19 protein-coding genes are annotated in these 24,826 nt (G+C 72.1%); 7 read left to right on the top strand and 12 right to left on the bottom strand.

Going from position 1 to position 24,826, the window contains the following annotated elements:
- Nucleotides 1-96: 96 nt before the first annotated feature.
- From FHX73_RS31270 to FHX73_RS31235, 8 genes are all read right to left on the bottom strand, one after another.
- Nucleotides 97-2,928 carry an NEW3 domain-containing protein gene (locus FHX73_RS31270; RefSeq protein ID WP_145909311.1) on the bottom strand — a complete coding sequence of 944 codons (2,832 nt, stop codon included), beginning with the start codon at nt 2,926-2,928 and terminating at the stop codon, nt 97-99.
- Nucleotides 2,929-3,161: 233 nt separating this feature from the next.
- Nucleotides 3,162-4,271, bottom strand: coding sequence for a Gfo/Idh/MocA family protein (locus FHX73_RS31265; protein WP_145909310.1), 1,110 nt, complete (start codon nt 4,269-4,271; stop codon nt 3,162-3,164).
- Nucleotides 4,256-4,915 (bottom strand): ThuA domain-containing protein, encoded by a 660-nt coding sequence (locus FHX73_RS31260; RefSeq protein ID WP_145909309.1) that lies wholly within the window; start codon nt 4,913-4,915, stop codon nt 4,256-4,258. Before FHX73_RS31260 ends, FHX73_RS31265 begins: the two co-directional genes overlap by 16 nt.
- A 151-nt stretch (nt 4,916-5,066) precedes the next feature.
- The gene (locus FHX73_RS31255; protein WP_145909308.1) at nt 5,067-7,901 is read right to left on the bottom strand and encodes an NEW3 domain-containing protein; all 2,835 of its coding nucleotides are present in this window, start codon (nt 7,899-7,901) and stop codon (nt 5,067-5,069) included.
- A 118-nt stretch (nt 7,902-8,019) separates the two neighbouring features.
- Nucleotides 8,020-9,189 (bottom strand): Gfo/Idh/MocA family protein, encoded by a 1,170-nt coding sequence (locus FHX73_RS31250; protein WP_145909307.1) that lies wholly within the window; start codon nt 9,187-9,189, stop codon nt 8,020-8,022.
- A gap of 29 nt (nt 9,190-9,218) precedes the next feature.
- Entirely contained in the window at nt 9,219-10,067 is an 849-nt protein-coding gene (locus FHX73_RS31245; RefSeq protein ID WP_145909306.1) for a carbohydrate ABC transporter permease, read from the bottom strand.
- A complete protein-coding gene (locus FHX73_RS31240; protein ID WP_170305159.1) occupies nt 10,060-11,028 on the bottom strand; it encodes a carbohydrate ABC transporter permease in 969 nt (322 codons plus the stop codon). The genes FHX73_RS31245 and FHX73_RS31240 overlap by 8 nt, the downstream gene beginning before the upstream one ends.
- A 4-nt stretch (nt 11,029-11,032) precedes the next feature.
- A complete protein-coding gene (locus tag FHX73_RS31235; RefSeq protein WP_211786391.1) occupies nt 11,033-12,259 on the bottom strand; it encodes an ABC transporter substrate-binding protein in 1,227 nt (408 codons plus the stop codon).
- 402 nt (nt 12,260-12,661) lie between these two features.
- On the opposite strand from FHX73_RS31235, the gene FHX73_RS31230 reads away from it, so the two are divergent.
- From FHX73_RS31230 to FHX73_RS31220, 3 genes are all read left to right on the top strand, one after another.
- Nucleotides 12,662-13,429 (top strand): FadR/GntR family transcriptional regulator, encoded by a 768-nt coding sequence (locus FHX73_RS31230; RefSeq protein WP_145909304.1) that lies wholly within the window; start codon nt 12,662-12,664, stop codon nt 13,427-13,429.
- 30 nt (nt 13,430-13,459) lie between these two features.
- The gene (locus tag FHX73_RS31225; protein ID WP_145909303.1) at nt 13,460-14,503 is read left to right on the top strand and encodes an enolase C-terminal domain-like protein; all 1,044 of its coding nucleotides are present in this window, start codon (nt 13,460-13,462) and stop codon (nt 14,501-14,503) included.
- 71 nt (nt 14,504-14,574) lie between these two features.
- Nucleotides 14,575-14,904 (top strand): L-rhamnose mutarotase, encoded by a 330-nt coding sequence (locus tag FHX73_RS31220; protein ID WP_145909302.1) that lies wholly within the window; start codon nt 14,575-14,577, stop codon nt 14,902-14,904.
- 67 nt (nt 14,905-14,971) lie between these two features.
- On the opposite strand, the gene FHX73_RS31215 is transcribed toward FHX73_RS31220, so the two are convergent.
- The 4 genes from FHX73_RS31215 to FHX73_RS31200 form a co-directional block, all read right to left on the bottom strand.
- Complete coding sequence (locus FHX73_RS31215; protein ID WP_145909301.1) at nt 14,972-15,814, bottom strand: amidohydrolase family protein; 843 nt, start codon at nt 15,812-15,814, stop codon at nt 14,972-14,974.
- 29 nt (nt 15,815-15,843) lie between these two features.
- On the bottom strand, nt 15,844-16,836 hold the full coding sequence (locus FHX73_RS31210; RefSeq protein ID WP_145909781.1) for an aldo/keto reductase: 993 nt from the start codon (nt 16,834-16,836) through the stop codon (nt 15,844-15,846).
- Nucleotides 16,837-16,929: 93 nt separating this feature from the next.
- A complete protein-coding gene (locus FHX73_RS31205; protein WP_145909300.1) occupies nt 16,930-17,685 on the bottom strand; it encodes an SDR family NAD(P)-dependent oxidoreductase in 756 nt (251 codons plus the stop codon).
- Nucleotides 17,686-17,699: 14 nt separating this feature from the next.
- Complete coding sequence (locus FHX73_RS31200) at nt 17,700-18,551, bottom strand: fumarylacetoacetate hydrolase family protein (RefSeq protein ID WP_145909299.1); 852 nt, start codon at nt 18,549-18,551, stop codon at nt 17,700-17,702.
- Nucleotides 18,552-19,052: 501 nt separating this feature from the next.
- Between FHX73_RS31200 and FHX73_RS31195 the strand changes: the two genes are divergently transcribed.
- From FHX73_RS31195 to FHX73_RS31180, 4 genes are all read left to right on the top strand, one after another.
- Nucleotides 19,053-19,997 carry an ROK family protein gene (locus FHX73_RS31195; RefSeq protein WP_246213996.1) on the top strand — a complete coding sequence of 315 codons (945 nt, stop codon included), beginning with the start codon at nt 19,053-19,055 and terminating at the stop codon, nt 19,995-19,997.
- 273 nt (nt 19,998-20,270) lie between these two features.
- On the top strand, nt 20,271-20,774 hold the full coding sequence (locus FHX73_RS31190) for an ATP-binding protein (protein WP_145909297.1): 504 nt from the start codon (nt 20,271-20,273) through the stop codon (nt 20,772-20,774).
- Nucleotides 20,775-20,975: 201 nt separating this feature from the next.
- Nucleotides 20,976-21,746: a FadR/GntR family transcriptional regulator gene (locus tag FHX73_RS31185; RefSeq protein WP_145909296.1), complete on the top strand. Its 771-nt coding sequence runs from the start codon at nt 20,976-20,978 to the stop codon at nt 21,744-21,746.
- A 154-nt stretch (nt 21,747-21,900) separates the two neighbouring features.
- Complete coding sequence (locus tag FHX73_RS31180) at nt 21,901-24,777, top strand: ATP-binding protein (RefSeq protein ID WP_246213995.1); 2,877 nt, start codon at nt 21,901-21,903, stop codon at nt 24,775-24,777.
- Nucleotides 24,778-24,826: the final 49 nt, after the last annotated feature.

The following is a 24,826-nucleotide window of genomic DNA, read 5'->3' as shown; positions in this document are numbered from 1 at the left end:
CCGATTGGTCCCTGACGGAGCGTCAGAGACCGACGGGCGGCTCCCGGGACGCGAGGGTCCCGAGCGCCGCCCGTCGGCTTGCCTAGGCGGAGGCGGTCACGCGCCCGGGCCGCTCTGCCCCCGGTTCAGGAACAGGCCCGGCTCCGTCGCGGTGGCGGTCGGGGCGGGCGCGGCCAGGGTGAGCTGGGCGATCGCCTCGGGGGAGTACTGCGGCAGGTCCTGGTAGGTGGCCTGGACGGGCAGGTTGTAGTCGCCGAGCTTGGCGTCGGCGGGCGGGGTGACGGTCCAGGTGGCGGTGACGGTCTGGCCGGGCTTCACGGTGGCGAACGTGGTGTGCGAAGTCGCCACGGCCGTCCAGCCCTTGGGGGCCGCCAGGGTGAGCTGGACGTCCTTCAGCTTGTCGGTGCCGTGGTTGGTGTAGCTGCTGGTCACGGTGTTGGCGGAGCCGGGGGCGGCGGTGGCGGGCGCGTCGGCGGTGATCGGGGCGGTCACCTTCTGGGCGGCGCCGTAAGTGATCAGGTGGATCTGGGAGTTCGAGTTGTCCCCGGTCGCGTGGTAGCTGATGGTCTGGTCTCCGGCGGCGAGGCTCACCGAGCCCTGCGGGGCGACCGTCTTGAGCACGTGCTGGGTGTGGTCGTAGACCTTCGCGGTGCCGGTGGCGTCGGCGACCAGGGTGTCGCCGTGGGGCACGGTGACGGGGTAGGTCACGGTCTGGCCGCCCACGGTGAACGAGGGGTTGGTGACGTCCCCGTTCGCGGCCAGCAGCTGGAACTGGAGGGCCTGCGCCTGGTGGGTGTTGCTGTAGGTCCAGCTGGTCGTGTTGCCGCTCGGCGCGGTGACCGGGGTCTTCGCGTAGTCGACGTCGTAGAGGTTCCACTCCTTGCCCGGCACGGTGTTCTCCAGGTGCCAGTAGGAGTCGGCGTCCTTCATCGCGTCCATCTGCGCCTGGGTGAAGGCATGGGCGTTGCGGGCGGCCTCCCACTGCTTCCAGGCCTCCAGCACACCCGCTGTGTTTCCGCTGCTCTTGAGGGCGCCGACGCTGGTCTGCAGGCCGGCGCCCGCGTTCCAGGCCGCCATCTTGGACAGCTGCCACTCCTGGGTGAGCACCGTGTCGGAGTTGTTGTAGACGACCCAACCCATCATGTCGGGCATGTAGTTGCGCTGGTAGTAGGCCTGGTGGGCGAGCAACGACCCGGTGTACGTGTTCCCGTGGGCGCCCTCGCCCCAGCTCACCCGGGTGGTGGCGTCCCAGGTGCCGGGCAGCAGGTTGCTGGCCTCCGAGACGAAGTTGTCGGTGTCCGTGATGCCCCGGTACATGCCGTTGACCAGCTTGTTGGTGGCGAAAGTGCCGTAGCCGGTCAGGGTGGCGGTCTCCAGGCCGTCGAAGGACATCGCCTTGATGCCGGTGGTGTTGAAGATCTGCGCCAGCCGGTCGGAGAGTGCAGGGAGCATCGTCATCCCGGCGTCGAACTGGTCGTAGGCGTACCAGGTCATCCGGGCCAGGTCGTCGCCCGCGGCGTGGGCGGCCGCCTTGGTGCCCCAGCCGCCGCGGCCGTTGAGGTGGATCTGGTACTCGTTGGCGGAGCCGGCCACCTTGGTCACCGCGCCGTAGCTGATCAGCTCGTTGCCGATCCGGAGGGCGTTGCCGTTGCCGCCGTTGAAGGGGGAGTCGCCGTCGACGTAGACCGTCCTGGACGAGGCGTCCAGTGGCCGGGTCAGCTTGACCGTGCCCTGGGTCGCCAGGCCCTGGGGGTCCGACTTCACGTACGGGTCCCAGGTGTCGACGGTGTTGGAGAGCGTGTGCACGCCCACTGAGACACCGTTCGTCGCGGCCGTGGCGGCCAGACCGGCAGCGCGCGTGTCCGAGCCGCCGAAGGAACCGTCGAAGTCGTAGTGCCCGGTGGACTGCCAGGGGCCCTCCGAGTTCGGCAGCGAGTAGACGGTCCGGATCCCGGCCGCCTTGGCGAGCGCGCTCGCCTGGGCGGCATTGCCGGTGTTGAGGTCGTTCAGCACGAGGAAGGACTGCGAGGCGCCCTGCGAGGTCTTCTCCCACTGCCCGTCGACGAGGGGGTGGATCAGGTGCTCGCCGGTCTCGATCCCGGACAGGGTGGTGACCACGTTGCCGGGTGCGGTGCCGAACAGGGCGATCTTGGAGCCCTTGATCTGCGCGTCGTCACCGGTTAGCGCCGGCACGTCCTGTGACGTGATGTTGTTCCAACCGGGGTTTCGGGTACGGGCTTTGGTGTAGTCGTAGGTGTAGGCCTGGAGGACGCTGCCCCAGTCGGTCTGGGAGGCGCTGAACCAGCCGAACGGCCAGTCGGAGACGCCCACCTTGGTCGGGCCGTCGGGGAAGCTGAGGTCGTTGTCCTCGGTGGGCCAGCCGCCGACGCTCTTGTCGTTGAGTCCGTGGATGCCGATGGCGAAGTCGTTGTCGCGCACCACGCCGACGGTCTCGCCGATGGTCTGGGTGATGGTGGTGGTGAGCGGGCCCCACAGGAGGGTCTGCACGTCCACCCCCTTGGGGGCGTCGACGCTGGTGACCTCCAGGGTCGCGTACCCGTTCTTGGAGTCCGCCTTGACGCCGACCTTGATCCCCTTGGCACCGAAGGTGAAGGTGTAGGTGGACGCGCACTTGTCGTACGAGACCGCGGTGGGGAGCTGCTGGTCACCGTCGGCGACCAGCTTGATCAGCGGCTCGGGGTGGTCGGTGCTGGCGTAGTCGTGGCCGTTGGCGGTGTCGACCAGGCTGGTGACCGTGCCGTTCGAGCTCAGGCCGATCCGCAGCGAGCCCGCGGTGAGTCTGGACGCCGTGTTGGCGGGGGCGGGGGCGCTGGCCATGGCAGGGGTGGTGGAGACGAGGCCGGCCGTGATGGCCAGGGCGAAGGCGGCCGTCACCGCTCTGAGGGCGGTGTTGCGCTGCTTCTTCATGGGGGGACTCCTCGGGTGGGGACACGGCCGGAGGGTCGGCCGCGAAGGGGGTTGAGGAAGTGTCACGAGCGGTTGTGCGCACCGCCCGCAGGCCGGGTGGACCCGACCGGTCAAGGGGGGAAGGGGGCCAGGGGACGGCTGGACTGGGGCTGATCCAGCCGTCCCCTGGCCGGCTCACTGCGGCCCGTCCGCGAAGTGCGCGGCCACCTCCGCGGGCGAGCGGGCGGCTGCCGTCAGTGGCTGGTGAGGGCCACCGGGGCGGGGCGTTCGCAGGTGCTGGTGACCGGGAGCGCCCGGCCCTGCTCCGCCGCGTCGAGGAGGGTGAGCATGACGTCGAGGACGTGGGCGGCGAGCTCGGCGCAGGCGCGGTGCGGGCGGTCGTCCGTCAGCGCCTCGGCCAGGTCGGCGAGGCCGCTGCCCCGGTCGCCGTCCTGGTAGCCGGCGCTCGGCGGCAGGGTCTCCCACTGGTCGCCGCGGTTGATCTCGACCGGTCCCTCGAAGAGGTTGGGGTCGGGCACGGACAGCGAGGCCAGGGTGCCGTGCACCTCGATCCGCGGCAGGCGGGCGGCCTCGACGTCGAAGCTCATGATCAGGGTGGTGAGCGTGCCGTCGGCGTGCTCCAGGATGCCGGTGATGTGGGTGTCCACCTCCACCCCGAAGGTCTGCCCCTCGCGGGGGCCGCTGCCGATGGTGCGCTCGGCGCGCGGCCGCGCGGAGGCGCCGGTCACCTTGACGACGGGCCCGAGCAGGTGGACGAGCGCGGACAGGTAGTACGGCCCCATGTCGAGCAGCGGGCCGCCGCCGGGACGGTAGTAGAACTCCGGGTCCGGGTGCCACCGCTCGTGGCCGGCGCAGGTCATGAAGGCGGTGGCGGAGACCGGTCGGCCGATCAGGCCGTCGTCGACGGCCTTGCGGGCGGTCTGCGTGCCGGTACCCAGCACGGTGTCGGGGGCGCACCCCACCCGCAGGCCTGCCGCGCGGGCCGCGGCGAGCACGGCCTCGGCCTCCTCCCGAGTGGCCGCGAGCGGCTTCTCGCCGTAGACGTGCTTGCCGGCGGCGAGCGCGGCGAGGGCGACCTCGGCGTGCGCGGCGGGAATGGTCAGGTTGAGCACCGCGTCGACGTCGTCCCGGGCGACCAGCTCCGCGACGGATCCGACGACGGCGACCTCGCTCCCGTTGCCCGCGCCCCCGGCCGTGCCCTCCTCGGCGAGCCTGCGGGCGCGCTCCTCGTCGAGGTCGGTGACGGCGGTGAGTCGAACGGACGTCAGGCGGTTCAGCGTGCGTAGGTAGACCCCGCTGATCTTGCCCGCGCCCACGATCCCGACCCTCAACGGCTCGCCCACAGCAGGCCCCTCTCGGTCAGCGTGCGCACCTGCGGCACGTCGAAGTCGTCGGGCTTGTGCCCGATGGTCGAGACGAAGACCCGCCCGGCGCCCCAGGTGCGGGTCCACACCGCCGGGGTGACGGCGGGTCGGTCGCGCAGCTCGTCGGGCGGGAAGACGGTGGTGGCCAGCACCTCGATGTGCGGGTCGGTGAGCATCCAGTACTGCTCGGTGTGCACCTCGAAGTCCTCCAGCCCCGCGATGATCGGGTGCTCGGCCTGCTCGGGGACCAGGTGGACGGTGTGGTCGTGGAAGCCGGGCGGGTGCATCACGAACCGGCCGCCGGTGAGCAGGTGGTAGCCGTGGTCCATGAAGGAGTCGACGATGCCGCCGTGCCAGCCGGCGAAGCCGCTGCCGGCCACGACCGCCGCCGTGAGGTTGTCGCACTGCTCGCGGGTGAGCGTGCCCATGGTCCAGCACTGCACGATCAGGTCGGTGGCGGCCAGGCGCTCGGCGTCGTCGTAGACCGCGAGGTCCTCGGAGGTCTCGACGGCGTACCCGTGCTCCTGGAGGAACGGGACGAAGCTGTCGCTGATCGCCACCGGCTGGTGTCCGTCCCAGCCGCCGCGGACGACCAGCGCCCGCCGGGTGGTGTGAGTGGTCAAGGTGGATGCACGCTCCTGTCGGCGCCGCGTGTCGTCACACGGCGGGGATCGGGTGGTGGTCGCGCGGGAGCTCCGCGCCGGGCCCCGGGTCGGCCTCACAGTGGTTACCGACCCGAGGAGTTGACGTTATGTCAGAGGAAGCCGACCGGGGTCACGCGCCCGGGTCGCTCTGCACCCGGTTCGAGAGCGGGTCCTGGACCGTGGCGGTGGCCGTCGGGGAGGGGGCGACCAGGGTGATCCGGGCGATCGACTCCGGCGAGAACTGCTGCTGGCCCTGGTAGGTGGCCTGGACGGGCAGGTTGTAGTCGCCGAGTTTGGCGTCCGCCGGCGGGGTGATGGTCCAGGTGGCGGTGACGGTCTGGCCGGGCTTCACGGTGGCGAACGTGGTGTGCGAAGTCGCCACGGCCGTCCAGCCCTTGGGGGCCGCGGGGGTCAGCTGGACGCCCTTGACCGTGCTGGTGCCGGGGTTGGTGTAGCTGGCCGTCACGGTGTTCGCGGAGCCGGGGGCGGCGGTGGCGGGCGCGTCGGTGGTGACCTGGGCGGTGAGCTTCTGGGGGGCGCTGTAGGTGATGATGCGGACTTGGGCGTTCGAGCCGGTGGCCCCGGTCGCCTGGTAGCTGACGGTCTGGTCGCCGGCGGCGAGCTTCACCGAGCCCTGCGGGGTGACCGTCTTGACCACGTGCTGGGTGCGGTCGGTCACCTTCGCCGTGCCGGCGGCGTCGACCACCAAGGTGTCGCCGCGGGGCACGGTGACCGGGTAGGTGACGGTCCTACCGCCCACCGTGAAGGACGGGTTGGCGACGTCTCCCTTGGCGGCCAGCAGCTCGAACTGCAGGGACTGTGCCGGGTTGATGTTGGTGTAGTCCCAGTCGGTCGTCGTGCCGTCGTCCGGCGCGGTGAGCGCGGTCTTCGGGTAGTCGACCTGGTAGAGGTTCCACGCCTTGCCCGGCACGGTGTTCTCCAGGTGCCAGCGGGAGTTGGTGTCCTTCATGGCGTCCATCTGCGCCTGGGTGAAGGCGTGGGCGTTGCGGGCGGCCTCCCACTGCTTCCAGGCCTCCAGCACGCCGGCGGTGTTGCCGCTGCTGTTGAGCGCCGCGACGCTGGTCTGCAGACCGGCGCCCGCGTTCCAGGCCGCCATCTGGGACAGCGTCCACTCCTGGTCGCGCACGGTGTCGGTGGGGTTGTAGGTGACCCAGCCCATCATGTCGGGCATGTAGTTGCGCTGGTAGTACGGCTGGTGGCCGAGGACCTGCGACCACGGCGTGCCATGGGAGCCCTCGCCCCAGCTCACCCGGGTGGTGGCGTCCCAGGTGCCGGGCAGCAGGTTGCTGGCCTCCGAGACGAAGTTGTCGGTGTCGTTGATGTCCCGGTACATGCCGTTGACGAGCCGGTTGGTGGCGAAGGTGCCGTAGCCGGTCAGGGTGGCGCTCTCCAGACCGTCGAAGGACATCGACCTGAGCCCGGTGGTGTTGAAGATCTGCGCCAGCCGGCCGGAGAGCCCGGGGAGTATCGGCATCCCGGCCACGGCCCGCTCGTCGTACCCCTGCAGCCGGGCCGCGTTGTCACCCGCGGCGTGGTCGGCGGGGGTGGTGCCCCACGTGCCGCGCTTCGTGAGCGTCACCTGGTACTCGTTCGCGGAGCCCGCCACCTGCGTCACCGCGCCGAAGCCCATCATCTCGTCGCCGATCCAGATGGTGTCCCCGCCTGCGCCCTTGAGGGCGGTGTTGCCGTCGACGTAGGCCGTGGTGTCCGTGGCCGACAGCGGCCGGGTCAGCTTGACCGAGCCGATGGTGGCCATGCCCTTGTCAGGTACCGGCGCCACGTACGGGTCGCCGCCGTCGACCAGGTTGGACAGCGTGTGCACGCCGACCGTCACGCCGTCGGTCGCGGCCGTGTCGGCCACCTGGGTGGCGCCGGCGTCCGAGCTGCCGAAGTGCTTGTTGAACTGGAAGTGCCCGTTGGACTGCCAGGGGCCGTTCGTGCCCGGCAGCGAGTAGACGGTCCGGATCCCGGCGGCCTTGGCGTACGCGCTGGCCTGGGCCGCCGTGTCGGTGCCCAGGTCGCTGAGCACGAGGAAGGACTGCGAGGCGCCCTGGGACGTCTTCTCCCACTGGCCGTCGACGAGGGGGTGGATCAGGTGCTCGCCGGTCTCGATCCCGGACAGGGCGGTGACCACGTTGCCCGGCGCGGTGCCGAACAGGGCGATCTTCGAGCCCTTGATCTGCGCGTCGTCACCGGTCAGCGCAGGCGCGGTGATCGACGATTCGCCGTCCCAACCGGGGTTTCGCGTACGGGCTTTGGTGTAGTCGTAGGTGTAGGCCTGGAGGACGCTGCCCCAGCCGGTCTGGGCGGCACTGAACGTGCCGAACGGCCACGACGGCTTGCCGGTCGGCGACGGACCGCCGGGGAAGCTGAGGTTGTTGTCCTCGGTGGGCCAGCCGCCGACGCTCTTGTCGTTGAGCCCGTGGATGCCGATGGCGAAGTCGTTGTCGTGCACCACGCCGACGGTCTCGCCGATGGTCTGGGTGATGGTGGTGGTGAGCGGGCCCCAGAGCAGCGTCTGCACATCCACCCCCTTGGGCGCGCTGACGCTGGTCACCTCCAGGGTCGCGTACCCGTCCTTGGAGACCGCCTTGACGCCGACCTTGATCCCCTTGCCACCGAAGGTGAAGGTGTAGGTGGACGCGTGGTTGTCGTACGCCACCGCGGTGGGCAGCTGCTGGCCACCGTCGGCGACCAGCTTGATCAGCGGCTCGGGGTGGTCGGTGCTGGCGTAGTCGTGGCCGTTGGCGGTGTCGACCAGGCTGGTGACCGTGCCGTTCGAGCTCAGGCCGATCCGCAGCGAGCCCGCGGTGAGCCTGGAGGAGGTGTTGGCGGGGGCGCTCGGACTGGCGGTCGCTGGGGTGATGGAGACGAGACCGGTCGTGATGGCCAGGGCGAACGCCGCCGTCACAGCTCTGAGGGCGGTGTTCCGCTGCTTCTTCATGGGGGGCTCCGAGGGGGGACACGGCCGGGGGCAGCCGCAAAGGGGGGGAAGGGGAGGTCAGGGGACGGCTGGGCGGCATCGGCCGCACAAGGGGAGGTTCAGCCGGCCCCTGACCGGCTCACTGCTGGCCGTCGGCGAAGTACGCGGCCAGGTCCGGGGCGACGGGGGCCACGTCCAGGGCCCGACCGCCGTCCCGCAGCGACATGGTGGCCGCGTACCCGGCGGCCACCGCCTCGCGGGCCGCGACCGGCGAGGTGACGGTGGCGCCGCCGTCCCGGGCGAACCGCAGGAACTCCGCGACCAGCACCGGGTCGGCGCCGCCGTGGGTGCCGGTCGGGGTGTGCACGCGCACCACCAGGTCCGCCTCGGCGCGGTAGTCGGAGCGGCGGTTCCAGACCCGGATCTCGGAGCCCTCGGAGTCGCCGAAGTTCTCCAGCCGTCCCTCGGTGCCGATCACCGTGTAATTGCGCCAGTTGTCGGGCGTGTAGTGGCACTGCTGGTAGCCGGCGAGGACGCCGTTGTCGAGGTGCATCTGCATCATGCTCAGGTCCTCGATGTCCACCACCGGATGCAGCCCGGTCTGGCTCAGCGGCGGCCAGTTCTCGTGGGACAGCCACTCGGTCATCCGCTCGCCGCTGCGGTCGCGGCGCGAGGTGATGCCGCCGTAGACGGTGAGCCCGCCCATGGCGTTCACCCGGCGCGTGTAGCCGCCGGCCAGGTAGTGGATGACGTCGATGTCATGGGCGCCCTTCTGGAGCAGCAGGCCGGTGGTGTTGCGCCGGTCGGCGTGCCAGTCCTTGAAGTAGTAGTCCCCGCCGTTGCCGACGAAGTGGCGGCACCAGACCGCCTTGACCTCGCCGATCGCGCCCTTGGCGATGAGGTCGCGCATGGCCACCACGACGGGCATGTGCCGCATGTTGTGGCCGACGTAGAGCGGTGTGCGGTGCTCGTGCGCCGCTGCGAGCAGGCGGTCGCAGCCCTCGGTGGTGATCGCCATCGGCTTCTCCAGGAAGACCGGGACGCCGGCGGCGAGGAAGTCCAGCGCGATCTGCTCGTGGGTGTGGTCGGGGGTGAGCACGAACACCCCGTCGAGTCCGGCGCCGAGCAGGTCGTGGTGGTCCGGGGTGGTCCGCACCTGGTCACCGAAGCGGCCGGGGGCAGCCTGCAGCAGGCGCGGGTCACGGTCGCAGACGGCGGCCACCAGGGACCCCGAGCCGGGGCGGTGGGCCAGGTCGGCGAGGTCGCTGCGGTTGCCGAGGCCGACTACGCCGAGCTTCAGGTCGTCCAATGTGCTGGTCCTTTCGAGGTGCTGGGGCGTCACTTGCCGCCGCTGAAGGCGATGCTCTGGATGAAGTGCCGCTGGAGCAGGACGAAGATGACGATCATCGGCGCGGTCGCCATCAGCGAGCCCGCCATCAGCACCGAGTAGTCGGTGAAGTGCTCGCCCTGGAGGGAGGCCAGGCCGGCGGAGAGCGTCATCTTCTGCGGATCGGTGTTGACGATCAGCGGGTACATCAGGTCGTTCCACGACGACAGCACGGTCAGGATGGTGAGCGCGAGCAGTCCGGGCCTGGCCAGCGGGAGCACCACGCGCCAGAAGACCTGCCAGGGGTTGGCCCCGTCCAGCCGGGCGGCCTCCTCGATGTCGGTCGGCAGCGACATGAAGAACTGACGCATCATGAAGGTGCCGAAGGCGCTGCACATCATCGGGACGATCAGGCCCTGCAGGGTGTTCAGCCAGCCGAGCTGCTCGATGATCAGGTACTGCGGGATCAGGAAGACCAGGCCCGGCACCATCAGGACCGACAGGAACAGCGCGAACAGCACCGCGCTGCCGCGGAACCGCATCCGGGCGAAGGCGTAGCCGGCCATCGCGGAGAAGGCCACCTGGCAGACGGTCCGTCCCACCGTCATCAGCACGGTGTTGAGGAACATCCGCCCGAACGGCAGGCTCCGGAACACCGTGGTGAAGTTCGACAGCTGCCAGTGGTGCGGCAGCAGGGTCGGCGGCAGCTGGGTGGTCTCGGAGAACGGCTTGAGCGCCGTCACCAGCTCCCAGAGGAACGGGCCGAGCATGACCACCGAGCCGGCGATCAGCACCGCGTGGACGGCCACGGAGCGGGCCCGGTGCCGCGGCGCGCGGCTGCTGGACTGGACCTCAGGCATAGTGCACCCACCGCTTCTGCAGGCGGAACTGAATGACCGTCACCAGCACCACGAAGGCGACCAGGACGAAGGCCACCGCGGCCCCGAAGCCGGTGTCGTGCTCGACGAAGGCCTTCTCGAAGAACAGGTACGAGATCGACCGGACCCTGGGAAGCGCGGGGTTGGCGGTTCCCGCGGCGGAGCCGGGGGTGCTCATCATCATGTAGGCGATGTCGAACATCTGCAGGGAGTTGATCACCGTCAGGACGGTGACGAAGAAGATGTTCGGGCTCACCAGCGGAACCGTGATCCGCAGGAAGGTCCGGACCGGTCCGGCCCCGTCGACCCGGGCGGCCTCGTAGTACTCGGCGGGGATGCCCTGCAGGCCGGCCAGGAAGATCACCAGGTTGTAGCCGAACGACATCCAGATGCCGATCGCGGCCACCGAGTACAGCGCGTAGTCCGGGTCGGAGGCCCAGTGCGGACCGTGGATCCCCACCAGCGACAGCAGGTAGTTCACCAGGCCGTAGTCACCCTGGTACATCCAGCGCCACAGCATCGCCACGGCGACCGGCATGGTCACCACCGGCAGGAAGAAGATCACCCGGTAGACCGAACGCCCCCGCAGACCAGGCTGGTTGAGCAGCGCGGCCACCAGCAGGGCGAACGGGATGGCGGCCAACTGGATGCCGGTGTACAGCAGCGTGTTGAGCACGGACTGGCCGACCGACGGATCGCCGCCGAGCGCCTGGTAGTTGGCGAGGCCGGTCCAGGTGTGGCCGCCGAACGGGCCGGAGCTGGTGAAGCTGTAGTAGAGGGTCTGGGCGATGGGCCACAGGTAGAAGACCGACAGGCCGATGGTGGTCGGCGCGATCATCAGGTAGGCCCATCCCCAGCCGTGGTTGCGGCTGGGGCGCCGCCCGCGCCGGGAGCCGGCGCGTGCGGGCTGACCCGCGGTCCGCTGAGCCGCGAAGGGAGTCATGAGCTCACTTTTCCTTGCTCAGCGCCGTGTTCATGATGCCGGCCATCTGCTTCGCGACCGACGCCACGTCCGCCGAGCCGTCCCAGGCCGGCCCGAAGACGGTGGCCTCCTGGTTCTGCCAGACGGAGGTGTTCTTCGAAGTGGGGAACGGCACCGAGTAGGGCACCTCGTCCAGGAAGGACTGCAGGTGGAACTGGGAGTTGGCGTTCACCCAGGCCTGCTGGGTGCCGTTGTAGGCCGGGATGACCCCGCCCTGCTGCGCCTCGATCTCGGCCGCCTGCTGGGAGCCGAGGAAGCCGATGAAGGCGGCGGTCTCCTTGGGGTGCTTGGTCTTGGCGTAGCCCACGTTCGCCAGGCCGTGGATCACCACCGCGCGCTTGGCGCCCTGCGGCAGGACGGTGACGTCGGTGTTGCCCTTGAGGTTGGGGTTCTTGCCGAACTCCAGGGTGTCCCAGCTGCCGCCGTAGTACATGGCGACCTTGCCGCCCTCGAACAGCTGGCTCGGGTAGGTGTCGGTCATCGACTTGAGCGACGGGGAGTAGCCGGCCTTGACCAGGTCGGTCCAGAACTTCAGGCCCGCGATGTCGGCCGGCTGGTCGTAGCCGGAGGTCTTGCCGTCGGGCGAGATGATCGAGCCGCCGGCCTGGAGGATCGTGTCGTAGTAGTTCTCCTGGCCGAACGGCGGCGCGAGGATGCCGTACTGGCCCTTGGCGGAGTCGGTGAGCTTGGCAGCGGCGCTCTGCAGGTCCTGCCAGGTCCAGGTCGCGTCGGGGTACTTCACGCCGGCCGCGTCGAAGAGCTTCTTGTTGTACCAGAGGCCGACGGTGTCGAAGTCCTTCGGGATGCCGTACTGGGTGCCCTTGTAGCTGTAGAGGCTGTCCAGGCTCGACGGGTAGTTCGAGAGGCTCAGGCCGTTGGCGGTGAGCTTGTCCGACAGCGGCATCAGGATGCCGTTCGACTCGTACAGCTGGGCGTTGGGGCCGTTCATCCAGAACACGTCCGGTGCGCTGCCGCTGGTGGCGTCGGCCTGCATCTTGGTCCAGTACTCCGAGCTCGCGGTGAGCTGGACGGTGACGCTGATGTTCGGGTGCGCCGCGTGGAAGGCGTCGGCGATGCTCTGCATGGCCGGCTGCTGGCTGGCGTCCCAGATCCGGTAGGTGAGCTGGACCGGGCCGCTCGCCGTGCCGCCGCCGTTCGAGCCGGCCGAACAGCCGGCCGCGCCGAGAACCACAGCGGCTACCGCGGCGAGCGCTGCCCGGCGTCTGCCGGTCCGGGAGGTTTGCTTGCTGCTACGCCGAATGTCCATGTGCCTTGCCTATCTCTGCGTGCGGGGCTCGTCACCATAGATCCGAAACATGTCAGGATCCAGCGGTCTGAGGGGCCGATTCCGCAGGGGGACAGCTCCTCCGATGGTGCGGGAACTGGCTCCTGCGTCGGGTGCTGCGGTGGGAATGGGGTGAAACCACCCAGGTGGGATGGGGAAGAGTCTGTAGTCGCCAGATCCTGGCGTCAAGAGTTTTGATGTGCTTCACTGAATCGTGAGCTAGCCGATGTATCTGAAACAAGACGTCGATCGGGTGTCGAAGTGAATCCGAGCCGACCGACGCCTCCAGAACGAACAGGGGGAGAGCGGATGACCGACTCAGTGAAGGTCTCGGCACCTGCGGGCGCGAACGGCGCCTACCGTCCCGGCTACGAGGTCGCCGCCGAACGCATCCTCGAATACGTCGTCCGGGCCGGCCTGCGTCCGGGGGCCCGGCTGCCCACCGAGAAGGAGCTCGCGGACGAGGTGCAGATGAGCCGCACCGTGGTCCGGGAGGCGGTGAAGATCCTCTCCGCCCTCGGGCGGCTGTCCGTCCAGAAGGGCCGCGGCATCCACGTGGCCAAACCCGAACAATCCGCCTGGCAGCGGTCGCTGGCCAGCTTCCTGCCGGCCGACCTGCGCCAGGTGGACGAACTCTTCGAGTTCCGCCGCCACGTCGAGACCATCAGCGCCAGGCTCGCCGCGCAGCGGGCCACCCCGGTGCAGGTCAGGGAGCTTCGCGAGGCCGCACGGCAGACCGCCGAAGAAGCGGAGCGGAACGACCTGAAGGCCTTCGCTGCCGCCGACGTGGCCTTCCACCTCGCCGTCGCGGCAGCCGCCTCCAACATGTTCTTCGCCTCCGCCGTGGATGCCGCCCACTACCTGCAACGCCAGGTCGAGGCCATCGGCCTGGCCGGGGCCGCCGGCGGATCGCTGCGGGTGGCCGCCGGGCAGCACGAGGCGATAGCCGAAGCCGTCGCCGCGGGTGAGCCCGTCCTTGCCGAGGCCCTGATGGCCGAACACATCGGCATCACCGCCAAGCAGTTCCAACGGGAGATCTGGCGCCACGTGCTGCCCGGCGACGACGCCGACTCCTGAAGTTCCAGCCCAACCGTCTGAAGGAAACCCATGAGAATCACCGATGTGACCGTCGAACTGGTCGAGCTGCCCGCGTCGCCGCCCTTCCGCTGGCGGGCCGGCCTGCCGGGCTCGGAACCCGCGGTGCTCGGCGGCATCCTGCGCGTCCACACGGACGAGGGCGTGATCGGTGAGGCGCACACGCGGCGCGGAGTGATCGTCGCCGACCTGGTCGACCGCCGGATCCGCGCCGACCTGATCGGGCGCGACCCGCTGATGCGCGAGCTGCTCTGGCACCGGATGTGGGAGCTGGACCGGATCGAGGAGTTTCCGATCTATGCCCTCGGCCTGGTCGACGTGGCGCTGTGGGACCTGGCCGGCAAGGCGGCCGGACTCCCGGTCCACCGGCTGCTCGGCGGCTACCGCGAGGCGATCCCGGCCTACGCCAGCACCGTCACCTACGGCAGCGTCGAGGAGTACCTCGACGTGGCCGACCAGTGCCTGGAGCTGGGCTACGGTGCCATCAAGCTGCACGCCTGGGGCGACCCGAAGGCGGACGCCGACCTGTGCCAGAAGCTGCGCGCGCACGTTGGCGACGACGTGCCGCTGATGTACGACGGCTCGGCCGGCTTCGACCTCCTCGACTCGATCTACGTCGGCCGGGCCGCCGCCGAGGCCGGCTACCTGTGGTACGAGGAGCCGATGCGCGAGTTCAGCGTGACCTCCTACCGCCGGCTCGCCGAGCAGGTCGACATCCCGCTGCTGGTCGCCGAGACCTCCGACGGCGCCCACATGAACACCGGCGACTTCATCGCGGCCGGCGCGGCGGGCCTGGTCCGCACCAGCGCGCAGCTCAAGGGCGGCATCACCGGCGCCATGCGGATCGCGCACCTGGCCGACAGCTACCAGCTGCGCGCCGAGGTGCACGGCAACGGCGTGGTCAACGCGCACCTGTGCATGGCGATACCCAACACCACCTACTACGAGTCCCTGGTGTACACCAACCCCGTGGTGCGCGAGCCGGCGGTGGGCGCCGACGGCCTGGTGCAGGCCCCGACCGCGCCCGGGATCGGGTTCGACCAGCCCGGCTGGTGACCAGACGGCCCGTCGGCCCCCTCGCGAGGGGGCCGACGGGCCTTGACCATCCATCAGAAAGAGCTGACATCATGCCAGTTCAACGCTTCGCGACGGTCATCCGCCTGCGCCCGGAACTGGAGGCCGAGTATCGCGCGCTGCACGCCGCGGCCTGGCCCGAGGTGCTCGCGACCCTCAAGCGCGCCAACATCCGCAACTACTCGATCTTCCTGCGCGACGGACTGCTCTTCAGCTACCTGGAATACAGCGGCGAGGACTGGGCGGCCGACTCCGCCCGGATCGGCGAGTGCCCCGTCACCCGCGAGTGGTGGACCCGCACCGACCCCTGCCAGCAGCCGCTGGACAGCGCGGAGTCGGGCGAGTGGTGGGCGCCGGCGGAGGAGGTCTTCCACCTCGACTGACGCGGCGGCGCGAAAGGGGTGAGGGGCGGACGCAGCTGCGTCCGCCCCTCACCCCCTTACGCCTGCGTCACAGCCCGTAGACGCGGGCCGCCGTCCCGCTGAGGACCTCGCGCCGCTCGTCAGCCGACAGGTCCGCCAGCAACTCGCTCGTGGTCGCGACCACTTGTGTGTAGTCGGCCGCCAGCGTGCACACCGGCCAGTCCGAGCCGAACATCAGCCGCTGCGGGCCGAAGGCCTCCAGCGCCACCGAGACGCAGGACCGCAGGTCCGCGATGTCCCAGGCGTGCCAGTCGGCCTGGGTGACCAGGCCGGAGAGCTTGGCCACGGTGTTGGGGAGCCCGGCCAGCGCGCGCAGGTCGGCTGCCCAGCTGTCCGGAGTGCGGGGGCGGATCGGGGGAGCGCCCAAGTGGTCCAGCACGAAGGTCAGTTCGGGCCGGGATCGGGCGGCCTCGACGGCCGCCGACAGCTGCTCGGGGCGCAGCACCAGGTCGTAGACCAGTCCGGCCTGAGCGACCGCGGCCAGCCCCCGGTCCACCTTCGGGCGCAGCAGCCACTCCGGGTCGGCCTCGCCCTGGACCTGGTGGCGGATCCCCACCAGCCGCTCGCCGCCCGGAAGTTCACGCAGCTCGGCGAGGGCGTCGGCGACGGCGGGCGAGGTCAGGTCGGTCCAGCCGACGACGCCGGCCACCAGCGGGTCGGCGGCGGCCAGCGCCAGGAACTCGGGCGTCTCCTCGGGCACGCAGATCGTCTGCACCAGCACGGTGGCGTCGACCCCGGCGGTCGCGGCCTGCGGGCGCAGCTCGTCCATGGTGAAGTCACGTCGCAGCGGCGCGAGTTCGGGTCCGGTGAGCCAGCCCTGGTCGCGGACCGCGAGGTCCCAGACGTGCTGGTGGGCGTCGATGACGGGCACGGCCGCCCCCTTCGTCGTGGTGGGCCGCTTCACGAACGCTCCCCGGGGAACGGTGCGTCCGAGGCGAGCAGACCGTGCCAGAGCAGGGCGCGCCACAGTGCCCGGGGAATGGGGTGGCGCAGCATCGCGACGGCGTCGGCGACCTCCGCGCCGCTGCGCGCCCCGAGCAGGATCCCCGGGACCGCGGGGTGGCCGAGCGGGAACTGCAGTGCGGCCGCCCGCAGCGGGACGTCGTACTCCTTGCACAGCGCCTTCAGGGCCAGCGCCCGGTCCAGCAGCTGGCGGGAGGCCGGCGCGTAGTCGAAGGTCGCGCCGGGCTTGGGATCCGCCAGCAGGCCCGAGTTGAACACCCCGCCGACCAGCACCGAGACGCCGCGCCGCGCCGCCTCGGGCAGCAGCGAGCGCAGCCCGCCCTGGTCGAGCAGTGAGTAGCGGCCGGCCAGCAGGACCACGTCGACGTCGGTGTCCTGGACGAACCGGGTCAGGGTGTCGGTCTGGTTCATGCCGACACCGATCGCACCCACCGTCCCTTCCGCCCGCAGCCGTTCGAGTTCCGGGTAGGCCTGCTCGAAGGCCTCGCGCTCGTGCTCCTCGGGGTCGTGCAGGTAGACGGTGTCCACCCGGTCCAGGCCGAGCCGGTCGAGGCTGTCCTCGATGCTCGTGCGCACGCCGCGGGCGCTGAAGTCCCAGACCCGGGAGTGCGTGGCGGGGACGGCGAAGCCGTTCGCCAGGTCGTCGCCGTGCGGCCCGACCCGGGGCAGCAGCAGGCGGCCCACCTTCGTGGAGAGCGTGTACTGCTCGCGCGGCCGGGTGTGCAGCGCGGCGCCCAATCGGCGCTCGGACAGGCCCAGTCCGTAGTGCGGGGCGGTGTCGAAGCTGCGGATCCCGCACTCCCACGCGGTGTCGACGGTGGCGGCGGCCTCCTCGTCGCTCACCGCGTGGAACAGGTTGCCGAGCGCCGCGGCGCCCAGGGACAGCTCGGTGACGAGGGTGCCGGTACGCCCGAGGGCGGTCGTGCGCAGGGACATCGTGGGGTCGCCTCTCACTGAAAGTGCCCCGGCCGGACCAGTGCGCCCCTCACAACGCACGGGTCCGGCCGGGGAGTTCGGGGGTGGTCAGCCCTGGGCGGGGCGGACGCGCAGGCCGGCCATGCCGCCGTCGACGGGCAGCGCGACGCCGGTCGTCGAGCCCGCGAGCGGGCTGGCCAGGTAGGCGATCGCGGCGGCGACCTCCTGGGCGCCGACCAGCCGGCCGTGCGGCTGGCGGGCCTGGAGCGCCGCCAGCTCGGCCGCGGCATCGGGGGAGCGGTCCAGCAGCCGGGTCACCCAAGGGGTGGCCACGGTACCGGGGTTGACGCAGGTGACCCGGATCCCCTCGGCGACGTGGTCGGCCGCCATCGCCAGGGTCAGCGCCTGCACGGCGCCCTTGCTCGCCGAGTACAGTGCCCGCCCGGGCAGTCCGGCGGTCGCGGCGATCGAGCAGGTGTTCACGATCGCGGGGTGCGCCGAGCGCCGCAGGTGCGGCAGGGCGGCCCGGGTGGTGCGGACGACGCCGAGCACATTGATGTCGAGCACCTGCCGCCACTGGTCGTCCGGGTTCTCCTCGACCGTGCCGGTCGCGCCGATCCCGGCGTTGTTCACCAGGATGTCCAGGCCGTCCAGTGCGAGCACGGCGGTGTCGACCGCGGCGCGCACGCTCGCGTCGTCCGCCACGTCGGCCCTGAAGCCGAGCAGCGGGGACGGCAGCCCGCCGGGCGCCAGGTCGAGCACGGCCACCGCCGCACCGCGCCGGGCCAACAGCTCGGCGGTGGCCAGGCCGATGCCCGAGGCGCCGCCGGTGACGATGGCCCGCAGGCCGGTCAGTTCGGTCATGGTGGTGCCTCCTCTCAGGCGGCTGCGAAGACTTGGCGCTGCTCGCCGAGCCCGTCGATGGCGAGCTCGACGATGTCGCCCGGGCGCAGGTACGGCCGGCCGGGCAGGCCCAGCGCGACGCCGGCGGGCGTCCCGGTGTTGACCACGTCGCCGGGCTCCAGCACCAGGTACTGGCTCAAGTACCAGAGCAGGTGGGCCACTTCGAAGATCATGTCGTTGGTGGCGCCGTGCTGGCGGATGACGCCGTTCACCTTGGTGGTCAGCCGCAGCTCCTGCGGGTCGACCACCTCGTCCGGGGTGACCAGCCACGGGCCCAGCGGGTTGAAGGTCTCGCAGGACTTGCCGAGGTCCCACTGGCCCGAGTACTCCAGCTGGAACTCCCGCTCCGACACGTCGTTGCTGATCGCGTACCCCGCCACGCACGCCAGGGCGTCCGCGGGCGAGTCCAGGTAGCGGGCGCGGCGGCCGATGACCACCGCGAGCTCCACCTCCCAGTCGGTCTTCACCGACCCGCGGGGGATCAGCACCTGGTCGTACGGGCCGACCACGGTGCCCGGGTCCTTCATGAACACCACCGGCCGGGGCGGGATGGGCGCGCCGGTTTCCGCCGCGTGGTCACGGTAGTTGAGGCCGATGCAGACCACCTTGCCCGGGCGGGCCACCGGCACCCCGACCCGCAGGCCGGTCCCGTCCAGCTCGGGCAGCCGGCCCTCGGCCAGCGCCGCGCGGACCCGGGACACCCCGTCGTCGGCCAGGAAGCGGCCGTCGATGTCGGGAGTGATCGCCGACAGGTCCAGCAGCCGTCCGTCCGGCGTTCGCACCGCCGGTACTTCCCGGCCGGCGAGACCGACCCGCAGCAGTTTCATCGGGGAGCTCCTCATCAGGCCTCTGGTCTGGGTGTGGTGGGACTCTAGGAGAGATCGCGGGGCCGTGCAAGCAGTGGATCAGATTTATTTCCGCCGGCCCGGTCGACATGGAACCCCTGTCTGCGCAGGTGGGGGCCTCCCAATGGCATTGCGGACCCTAGATTGTTCAGAAACATCGACGGGAGCGCTTGTTCCGGGATGTCGGCGGTGGTTAGAGTCTGATCGCATCCGCAGGACGCCACTGCGAGTTCGCCCCGGGGTGCCAGGCGTGGCCGACGTGCCCGCACATCTGCGCCAACTCGGCGCCACCAATCTAGAGTTGCTCAGACGTCGACCCACCGTCCAGCGCGTGACGGGGACCCGGTCCAGAGCAGCACACCCTGTCGATCCCCCATGCTGGGAGGCCGTTGTGAGTCATGTGGAGCAGGAGATCGCCGAGTCCTGCGGCCTGGACCCGGACCGGCCGTGCAACCTGACCCGCTCGATCGTGCTGAACCAGCCGTGACCGTCACCACCATCGCGCTGGACGTCGGCGGCACCTACATCAAGGGCGGCGCCACGGGACCGGACGGCACCCTGCGAACGACCGGACGCTGGCCCACCCTCGCCGACCGGGGGCCGGACGCGGTGCTGGACTCCGTGCTCGCGGCCGCCGCCGAACTCGCCGAGCGGCACCGGCCGGCGGCCGCGGGCATCGCGGTGCCGGGGATCGTCGACGAGGCGACCGGCGTCTGCCTGCTGGCCGCCAACCTCGGCTGGCGCGGGCTGGCGGTCCGCGAGCGGCTGACCGAGGCACTCGGCATCCCGGTGGCGCTCGGCCACGACGTGCGGGCCGGCGGCCTGGCCGAGGCCCGGCTCGGCGCGGGGCGCGGCAGCCGCAACTTCCTCTTCGTCCCGGTAGGCACCGGGGTCGCCGCCGCCCTGATGATCGGCGGGCGGGCGCTGGCCGGCAGCCACTCGACGGCCGGCGAGCTCGGCCACCTGCCGCTGCTCGCGGGTGGCGGGGCGTGCCCCTGCGGCGGCCGGAACTGCCTGGAGACGGTCGCCTCCGCCGCCGCCATCGCTCGCCACTACGCCGCCGACACCGGTGAGCGGGACGTCACGGCCAAGGAGGTCGGCGAACGCGCCGCGGCCGGCGACCGCAGTGCGGTGGCGGTCTGGCACACCGCGATCGAGGCGCTCGCCGAGGGCCTCGCCGCCGCCACCACGCTGTTCGACCCCGAGCGCATCGTGATCGGCGGGGGTCTCGCCCGGGCCGGCGAACGGTACTTCGGACCGCTGCGCGCGGCGGTCGCCGAACGGCTGGCGTTCCCGCGTACCCCCGAGATCGTCCCGGCCGAACTCGGCCACCACGCCGGCTGCCAGGGCGCCGCGCTGCTCGCCACCGACCTGCTCGCTGTGCGGACCGCGCGCCAGGCCCACCCGAGGAGTCCGTCGTGCCGCTGACCGGTACCGGCGCCATCGTGTCGCCCGCGGCCGGGGCCGCACGCGGCAGCGGCCGGTACGAGGGAGTCGGCAGGTTCGACGCCCTGCGCGGCACCCGGCCCGGGCCGCTGCTCGGCGCCCCGCTGCCGGCCACGGGTAAGGATCCGGGGGCCGGGCCCGCGATACGTATACCTAGTCCGGCCACCACGGATTGCCCGCCGTAGCCGGCGCCGGGCACGGTCGTAGGTATCCGAGGGGGTGTGCACCACCTGGGGGACCCACCAGGGAGCTGACATGGCCTTTTCCTCTTCATCGCCGACGACCGCCGCCCCTGTCCCCGGGACGGCCGACTCCGACGGGCGCTCCGCCTGGGACCTCCACGGCGGGGCGAGGCCGGTCGCGCTGCGGGTGCTGCCCGCCTCCCCGGCGGCCGTCCCGGCGCTTCGCCGGTTCGCCCGTGAGGCCGCCCGCGGCTGGCACCTCGACGACGCGGTGGTCGACCGGCTGCTGCTGGTCGTCTCGGAACTCGCCACGAACGCGGTGCTGCACAGCGGCAGCCAGGACGTGGCCCTGCTGATCGAGCACGACGGCGCCGACCTGACCGTCGAGGTCAGGGACTGGGGCCGGTGGCGCAGCCGGCTGCTCCCGCGCCACGTGCCGCCCGGCGGCGACCCGGTCGGGCGGGGCCTGGAGCTGGTGCGCCGCTCCAGCAGCCGGTGGCTGGTGCGGGCCTGCGCCGACGGGACCAGGGTGCTGGCCTGCCTGACCGTCAGCGCGGCGGCGGCGATGGCGGGGTGACGCGGACCGGCGGCCGGGGCGGCGGTTAGGACGGCGGAGGGGAGCGGCCCCGGCGCGCACCGATGGTGGTGTCAGGTGTGCCCGTGTGCTTCACTGAACCCGAAATCAGCCGAATGTGTGTGAAGCATCGGGCGCCGACCAAGGGCAGGTAAGGCTCGCAGCGGAACCCGTCAGCCTCGCTCGCGAGCATGGGGAGTGCCGTTGACCGGGTCCGAGAAGTCGTCCGCGACGTCTGCGGAGGCAGCGGGCGCCTACCGCCCCGGCTACGAGGTGGCGGCCGAGCGGATCCTTGAGTACGTGGTCCGGTCGGGCCTGCAGCCGGGCGCCCGGCTGCCCACCGAGAAGGACCTCGCGGACGAGGTCCAGATGAGCCGCACGGTGGTCCGGGAGGCGGTCAAGATCCTCTCGGCGCTGGGGCGGCTGTCGGTGCAGAAGGGGCGCGGCATCTACGTGGCCGAGCCGGAGCCGCCGTCCTGGCAGCAGTCGGTGGCGAACTTCCTGCCGGCCGACCTGCAACAGGTGGACGAGCTGTTCGAGTTCCGCCGCTACCTGGAGACCATCTCGGCCAACCTGGCGGCGCAGCGGGCCAGGCCCGCCCAGGTGAAGGCGGTGCGGGAGGCCGCGCAGCAGTCGGCCCAGGCCGCCGAGCAGGGCGACATCGAGGCCTTCACCGCCGCCGATGACGCCTTCCACATCGGTGTCGCGACGGCCGCCGGGAACATGTTCATCGCCTCCACCGTCGAGGCGGTGCGACGCCTGCAGCGCCAGGTCGCCACGATCGGCCTGACGGGAGTCGCCGCCGGTTCGCTCACGGCCGCCGCCGAACAACACGCGGCGATCGCCGAGGCGGTCGCCGCCGGTGAGCCGGATCAGGCCGAGGCGCTGATGGCCGAGCACGTCGAGCTGACCACCCGTCAGTTCCAGCAGGAGATCTGGCGCCGCGTCATCCCCGGCAGCGAGAGCGCCTCCTGACCACGGCTCGGGAGCGCAGCACCGAGGGCGCGGCCGCCCGAGCGCGCTCCGCCCGGCCTGATCGACAGCGGCCGTAGCATCGACACAGGGGCCCGGCGCCGCGCCCGGCGCCGCCGGGCTGGTCCCCGCAGGACAGCTCAGGAGGCTGACGCTCGTGGTGAAGGTCCTCGACCCCGACTCGGCGGCAACGGGAGGCGACCTCCCGTTCGTGGGGCGGCGGCGCGAGCTGGAGCTGCTGCTCGCCGCGGTCCGGCAGCCGCCGGCGGTCGTGCTGGTCGAGGGCGAGGCCGGGATCGGCAAGTCCCGGCTGGTGCACGAGGCGGCGCTGGTGCTGTCCGGCGAGGGCGGCCGGGTGCTCACCGGCTCGTGCCATCCGCTGCGCGAGCCGTTCCCGTTCAGCCCGGTGATCGACGCGCTGCACGGGGCGGGCGACTGGCTGCCCACGGCGGGCGTCCCGCCGACCGCCGGGGCCCTGGCACCGCTGCTCCCGGACCTGGCCGACCGGCTGCCGCCCCCGCCCGAGCCGGCCGGGGACCCGCACGTCGAGCGGCGCCGGCTGGTCCAGGGCGTGCGCTCCTTCCTCGGCGCGCTCGGGCCGGTCGTGCTGGTCGTCGAGGACCTGCACTGGGTCGACGAGGCGACCCGCGACCTGCTCCTGCTGCTCGCCCGCGACCTGCCCGCGCAGCTCTCCCTCGTCCTCACCTACCGGGCCGAGGACCTGGGCCCCGGCACCCCCGTGCTCGGCGCCGCCTACCGCCACCCGCCGGGGGTGAACGGCGCCACCATCCGCCTGGACGCGCTCGGCGAGGCCGACATCCGGGCGCTGGCCACCGCCACGCTCGGCCAGCACGCCACCCCGGCCCTGGGCCGCACCCTCCACCAGCGCAGCGAAGGGCTCCCGCTGGTGGCCGTCGAGGACCTGATCACCCTGCGGGAGCAGGGCCGCCGCAGCGGCTACGACGACGCGGCGCAGCGGCTGCACCGCGCGGACGCGCCGCACGGCCTGCGCGAGGCCGTCACCGAGCGGCTCGTCGCACTGTCGCCGGCCGGCGCGGCCGTGGTGGACGCGGCCGCCGTGCTCGCCGTCGCCACCGCCGAACCGCTGCTCGTCGAGATCGCGGGGATCGACCCGGCCGAGGGCGCCCAGGGCATCACCGAGGCGCTGGCGGCCTCGGTGCTGCGCGAGACCGAGACCGGGCGCTACACCTTCCGCCACGTGCTGGCCCAGCAGGTCGCCTACCAGCACGTGCCCGGACCGGAGCGCCGGCGGCTGCACCAGCGGGCGATTGAGCGCCTCCGGGCCCACCAGCCGGTGCCCTTGGTGCAGATCGCCCACCACACCCGGGCCCTCGGCGACCGGGAGGAGTGGCTGCGCCGGGCGGAGCAGGCCGCCGACCAGTCGATCGCCGTCGGCGACACCGGCACCGCCGCCACGCTGCTCCGGCAGATTCTCGAAGAGCCCCGTCTCGACCACGACTTGAGGTCGCGCGCCGCACTCGCCCTGGCCGACATCGCGAGCTTCGGCGCGGACTACACCGCGAACGCCGCACTGCTGCGCCACATCGTCTCGGACCCGCAGCTGTCCGACGCCACCCGCGGCGAGGCCCGCCTCAGCCTCGGCCTGCTCATGCTCACCCAGGCCGGCGACCGCGCGGGCTTCGGCGAGATCGAGCGGGCCGCCGGCGAGCTGGCGAGCCGCCCGGAGCGGGCGGCCCGGGCGATGGTCGCGCTCGCCATGAACGAGTGGGACGGCGCCGTCGAGCGGGCCGGGGAGTGGATGGACCGGGCCGAGGCCGCCGTGGCCGACTCCCGCGACGACGGCATGCGGGCGGCCGTCCGCGCCTCGCGGATCACCCTGATGGCGCGCGAGGGCGACCCCGCGCTCTGGTCCCTGGTGGACCGGCTGCCGCCGGACTCCCCGGACCAGGCGGTCGCCCGGCAGGTCGCGCGCGCCGTGCACAACACCGGCACCTTCGCCGCGGAGCTCGGCCACGACGCCCGCGCCCGGCAGCTGCTGACCCGCAACCGGGAGCCCGCCGACCGTTCGGGCATCCCGTACCTGAGGGTCTACGGCCAGGCCACCCTGCTGACCCTCGACCTCCAGGGCGGCCACTGGGACGGCCTTGAGCAGCGGATCGGCGCCCTCGCCGACGAGTACCCGGACATCGTGCTGGTGCGCGTCGAACGCGCCCTGATCCTCGGCACGCTCGCGGCGGCCCGCGGGCAGAGCAGCCTGGCGCTCGAACACTTCGGTGCCGCGGCGGCCCACGGCGAGACGCACTCCGAGGTGAGCGTCGCGCTGCGGGCCGCCGCCGGGCTGGTCACCCTGCGGCTGGCCCTGGGCAGCACCGAGGAGGCCGTCGCCACGGTGGCCCCGGCGGTCGCGCTGCTGCGCGAGACCGAGGCCTGGCCGAGGTCCGCCGGCATGGTCCCGGCCGCCGTCGAGGCGGCCCTGGCCGCCGGCGACCGCGGCGGCGCCGAACAGCTCGCCGACGACGCCGAGCACGGGCTGCGCGGCCGCGACACGCCCGCAGCCGACGCCGATCTCCACGTTGCCCGCGGCCTGTTGAGCGCTTCCGACCCGTCCGAGGCGGCCGCGCACTTCGCCCGGGCTCGCCGCGCCTGGCAGGAGATCGGCCGCCCCTACGAGGCGGCCCGCGTCGCTGAGCGACTCGGGCGCACCGAGCTGCTCGCCCGCCCCGACGACGAGCCGCAGCACCTCGTCACGGCGCTGGCGGAGTACGAGCGCCTCGGCGCGACCGCCGCCGTCGCGCGCTGCCGGCAGCTGCTGGGCGAGCGGGGAGCGAGCCGGCCTGCGCCCCCCGGCCGCGGCTACGGCGACCGGCTCTCCCCGCGCGAACGCGAGGTCGCCGAACTGCTCGCGCGCGGCGCGACCAACCAGGACATCGCCGGCGCGCTCTTCCTCTCACCCCGCACCGTCGAGCAGCACGTCGCCCGGGTGCTGCGCAAGCTCGGCACCACCCGCAGGGCGGTCGCCGAGGCCCTGCGGGGGCTGGGGGGCGGTGCCTGAGCGGTTCCGGCCCGCCGGGCTGTCCGAGCGGCCGGTGCGGAGAGACGAT

This window comes from Kitasatospora viridis, assembly GCF_007829815.1.
In the GTDB taxonomy this organism is placed as follows: Bacteria; Actinomycetota; Actinomycetes; order Streptomycetales; family Streptomycetaceae; genus Kitasatospora; species Kitasatospora viridis.
This window is presented reverse-complemented; position numbering and strand designations above follow the sequence as displayed.

Excerpts from the sequence above, each read along its gene's own strand:
- FHX73_RS31270 (WP_145909311.1), bottom strand. The coding sequence starts at position 2,928 with ATGAAGAAGCAGCGCAACACCGCCCTCAGAGCGGTGACGGCCGCCTTC.
- FHX73_RS31255 (WP_145909308.1), bottom strand. The coding sequence starts at position 7,901 with ATGAAGAAGCAGCGGAACACCGCCCTCAGAGCTGTGACGGCGGCGTTC.
- FHX73_RS31245 (WP_145909306.1), bottom strand. The coding sequence starts at position 10,067 with ATGCCTGAGGTCCAGTCCAGCAGCCGCGCGCCGCGGCACCGGGCCCGC.
- FHX73_RS31205 (WP_145909300.1), bottom strand. The coding sequence starts at position 17,685 with ATGACCGAACTGACCGGCCTGCGGGCCATCGTCACCGGCGGCGCCTCG.
- FHX73_RS31190 (WP_145909297.1), top strand. The coding sequence starts at position 20,271 with ATGGCCTTTTCCTCTTCATCGCCGACGACCGCCGCCCCTGTCCCCGGG.
- FHX73_RS31225 (WP_145909303.1), top strand. The coding sequence starts at position 13,460 with ATGAGAATCACCGATGTGACCGTCGAACTGGTCGAGCTGCCCGCGTCG.
- FHX73_RS31200 (WP_145909299.1), bottom strand. The coding sequence starts at position 18,551 with ATGAAACTGCTGCGGGTCGGTCTCGCCGGCCGGGAAGTACCGGCGGTG.
- FHX73_RS31230 (WP_145909304.1), top strand. The coding sequence starts at position 12,662 with ATGACCGACTCAGTGAAGGTCTCGGCACCTGCGGGCGCGAACGGCGCC.
- FHX73_RS31240 (WP_170305159.1), bottom strand. The coding sequence starts at position 11,028 with ATGACTCCCTTCGCGGCTCAGCGGACCGCGGGTCAGCCCGCACGCGCC.
- FHX73_RS31220 (WP_145909302.1), top strand. The coding sequence starts at position 14,575 with ATGCCAGTTCAACGCTTCGCGACGGTCATCCGCCTGCGCCCGGAACTG.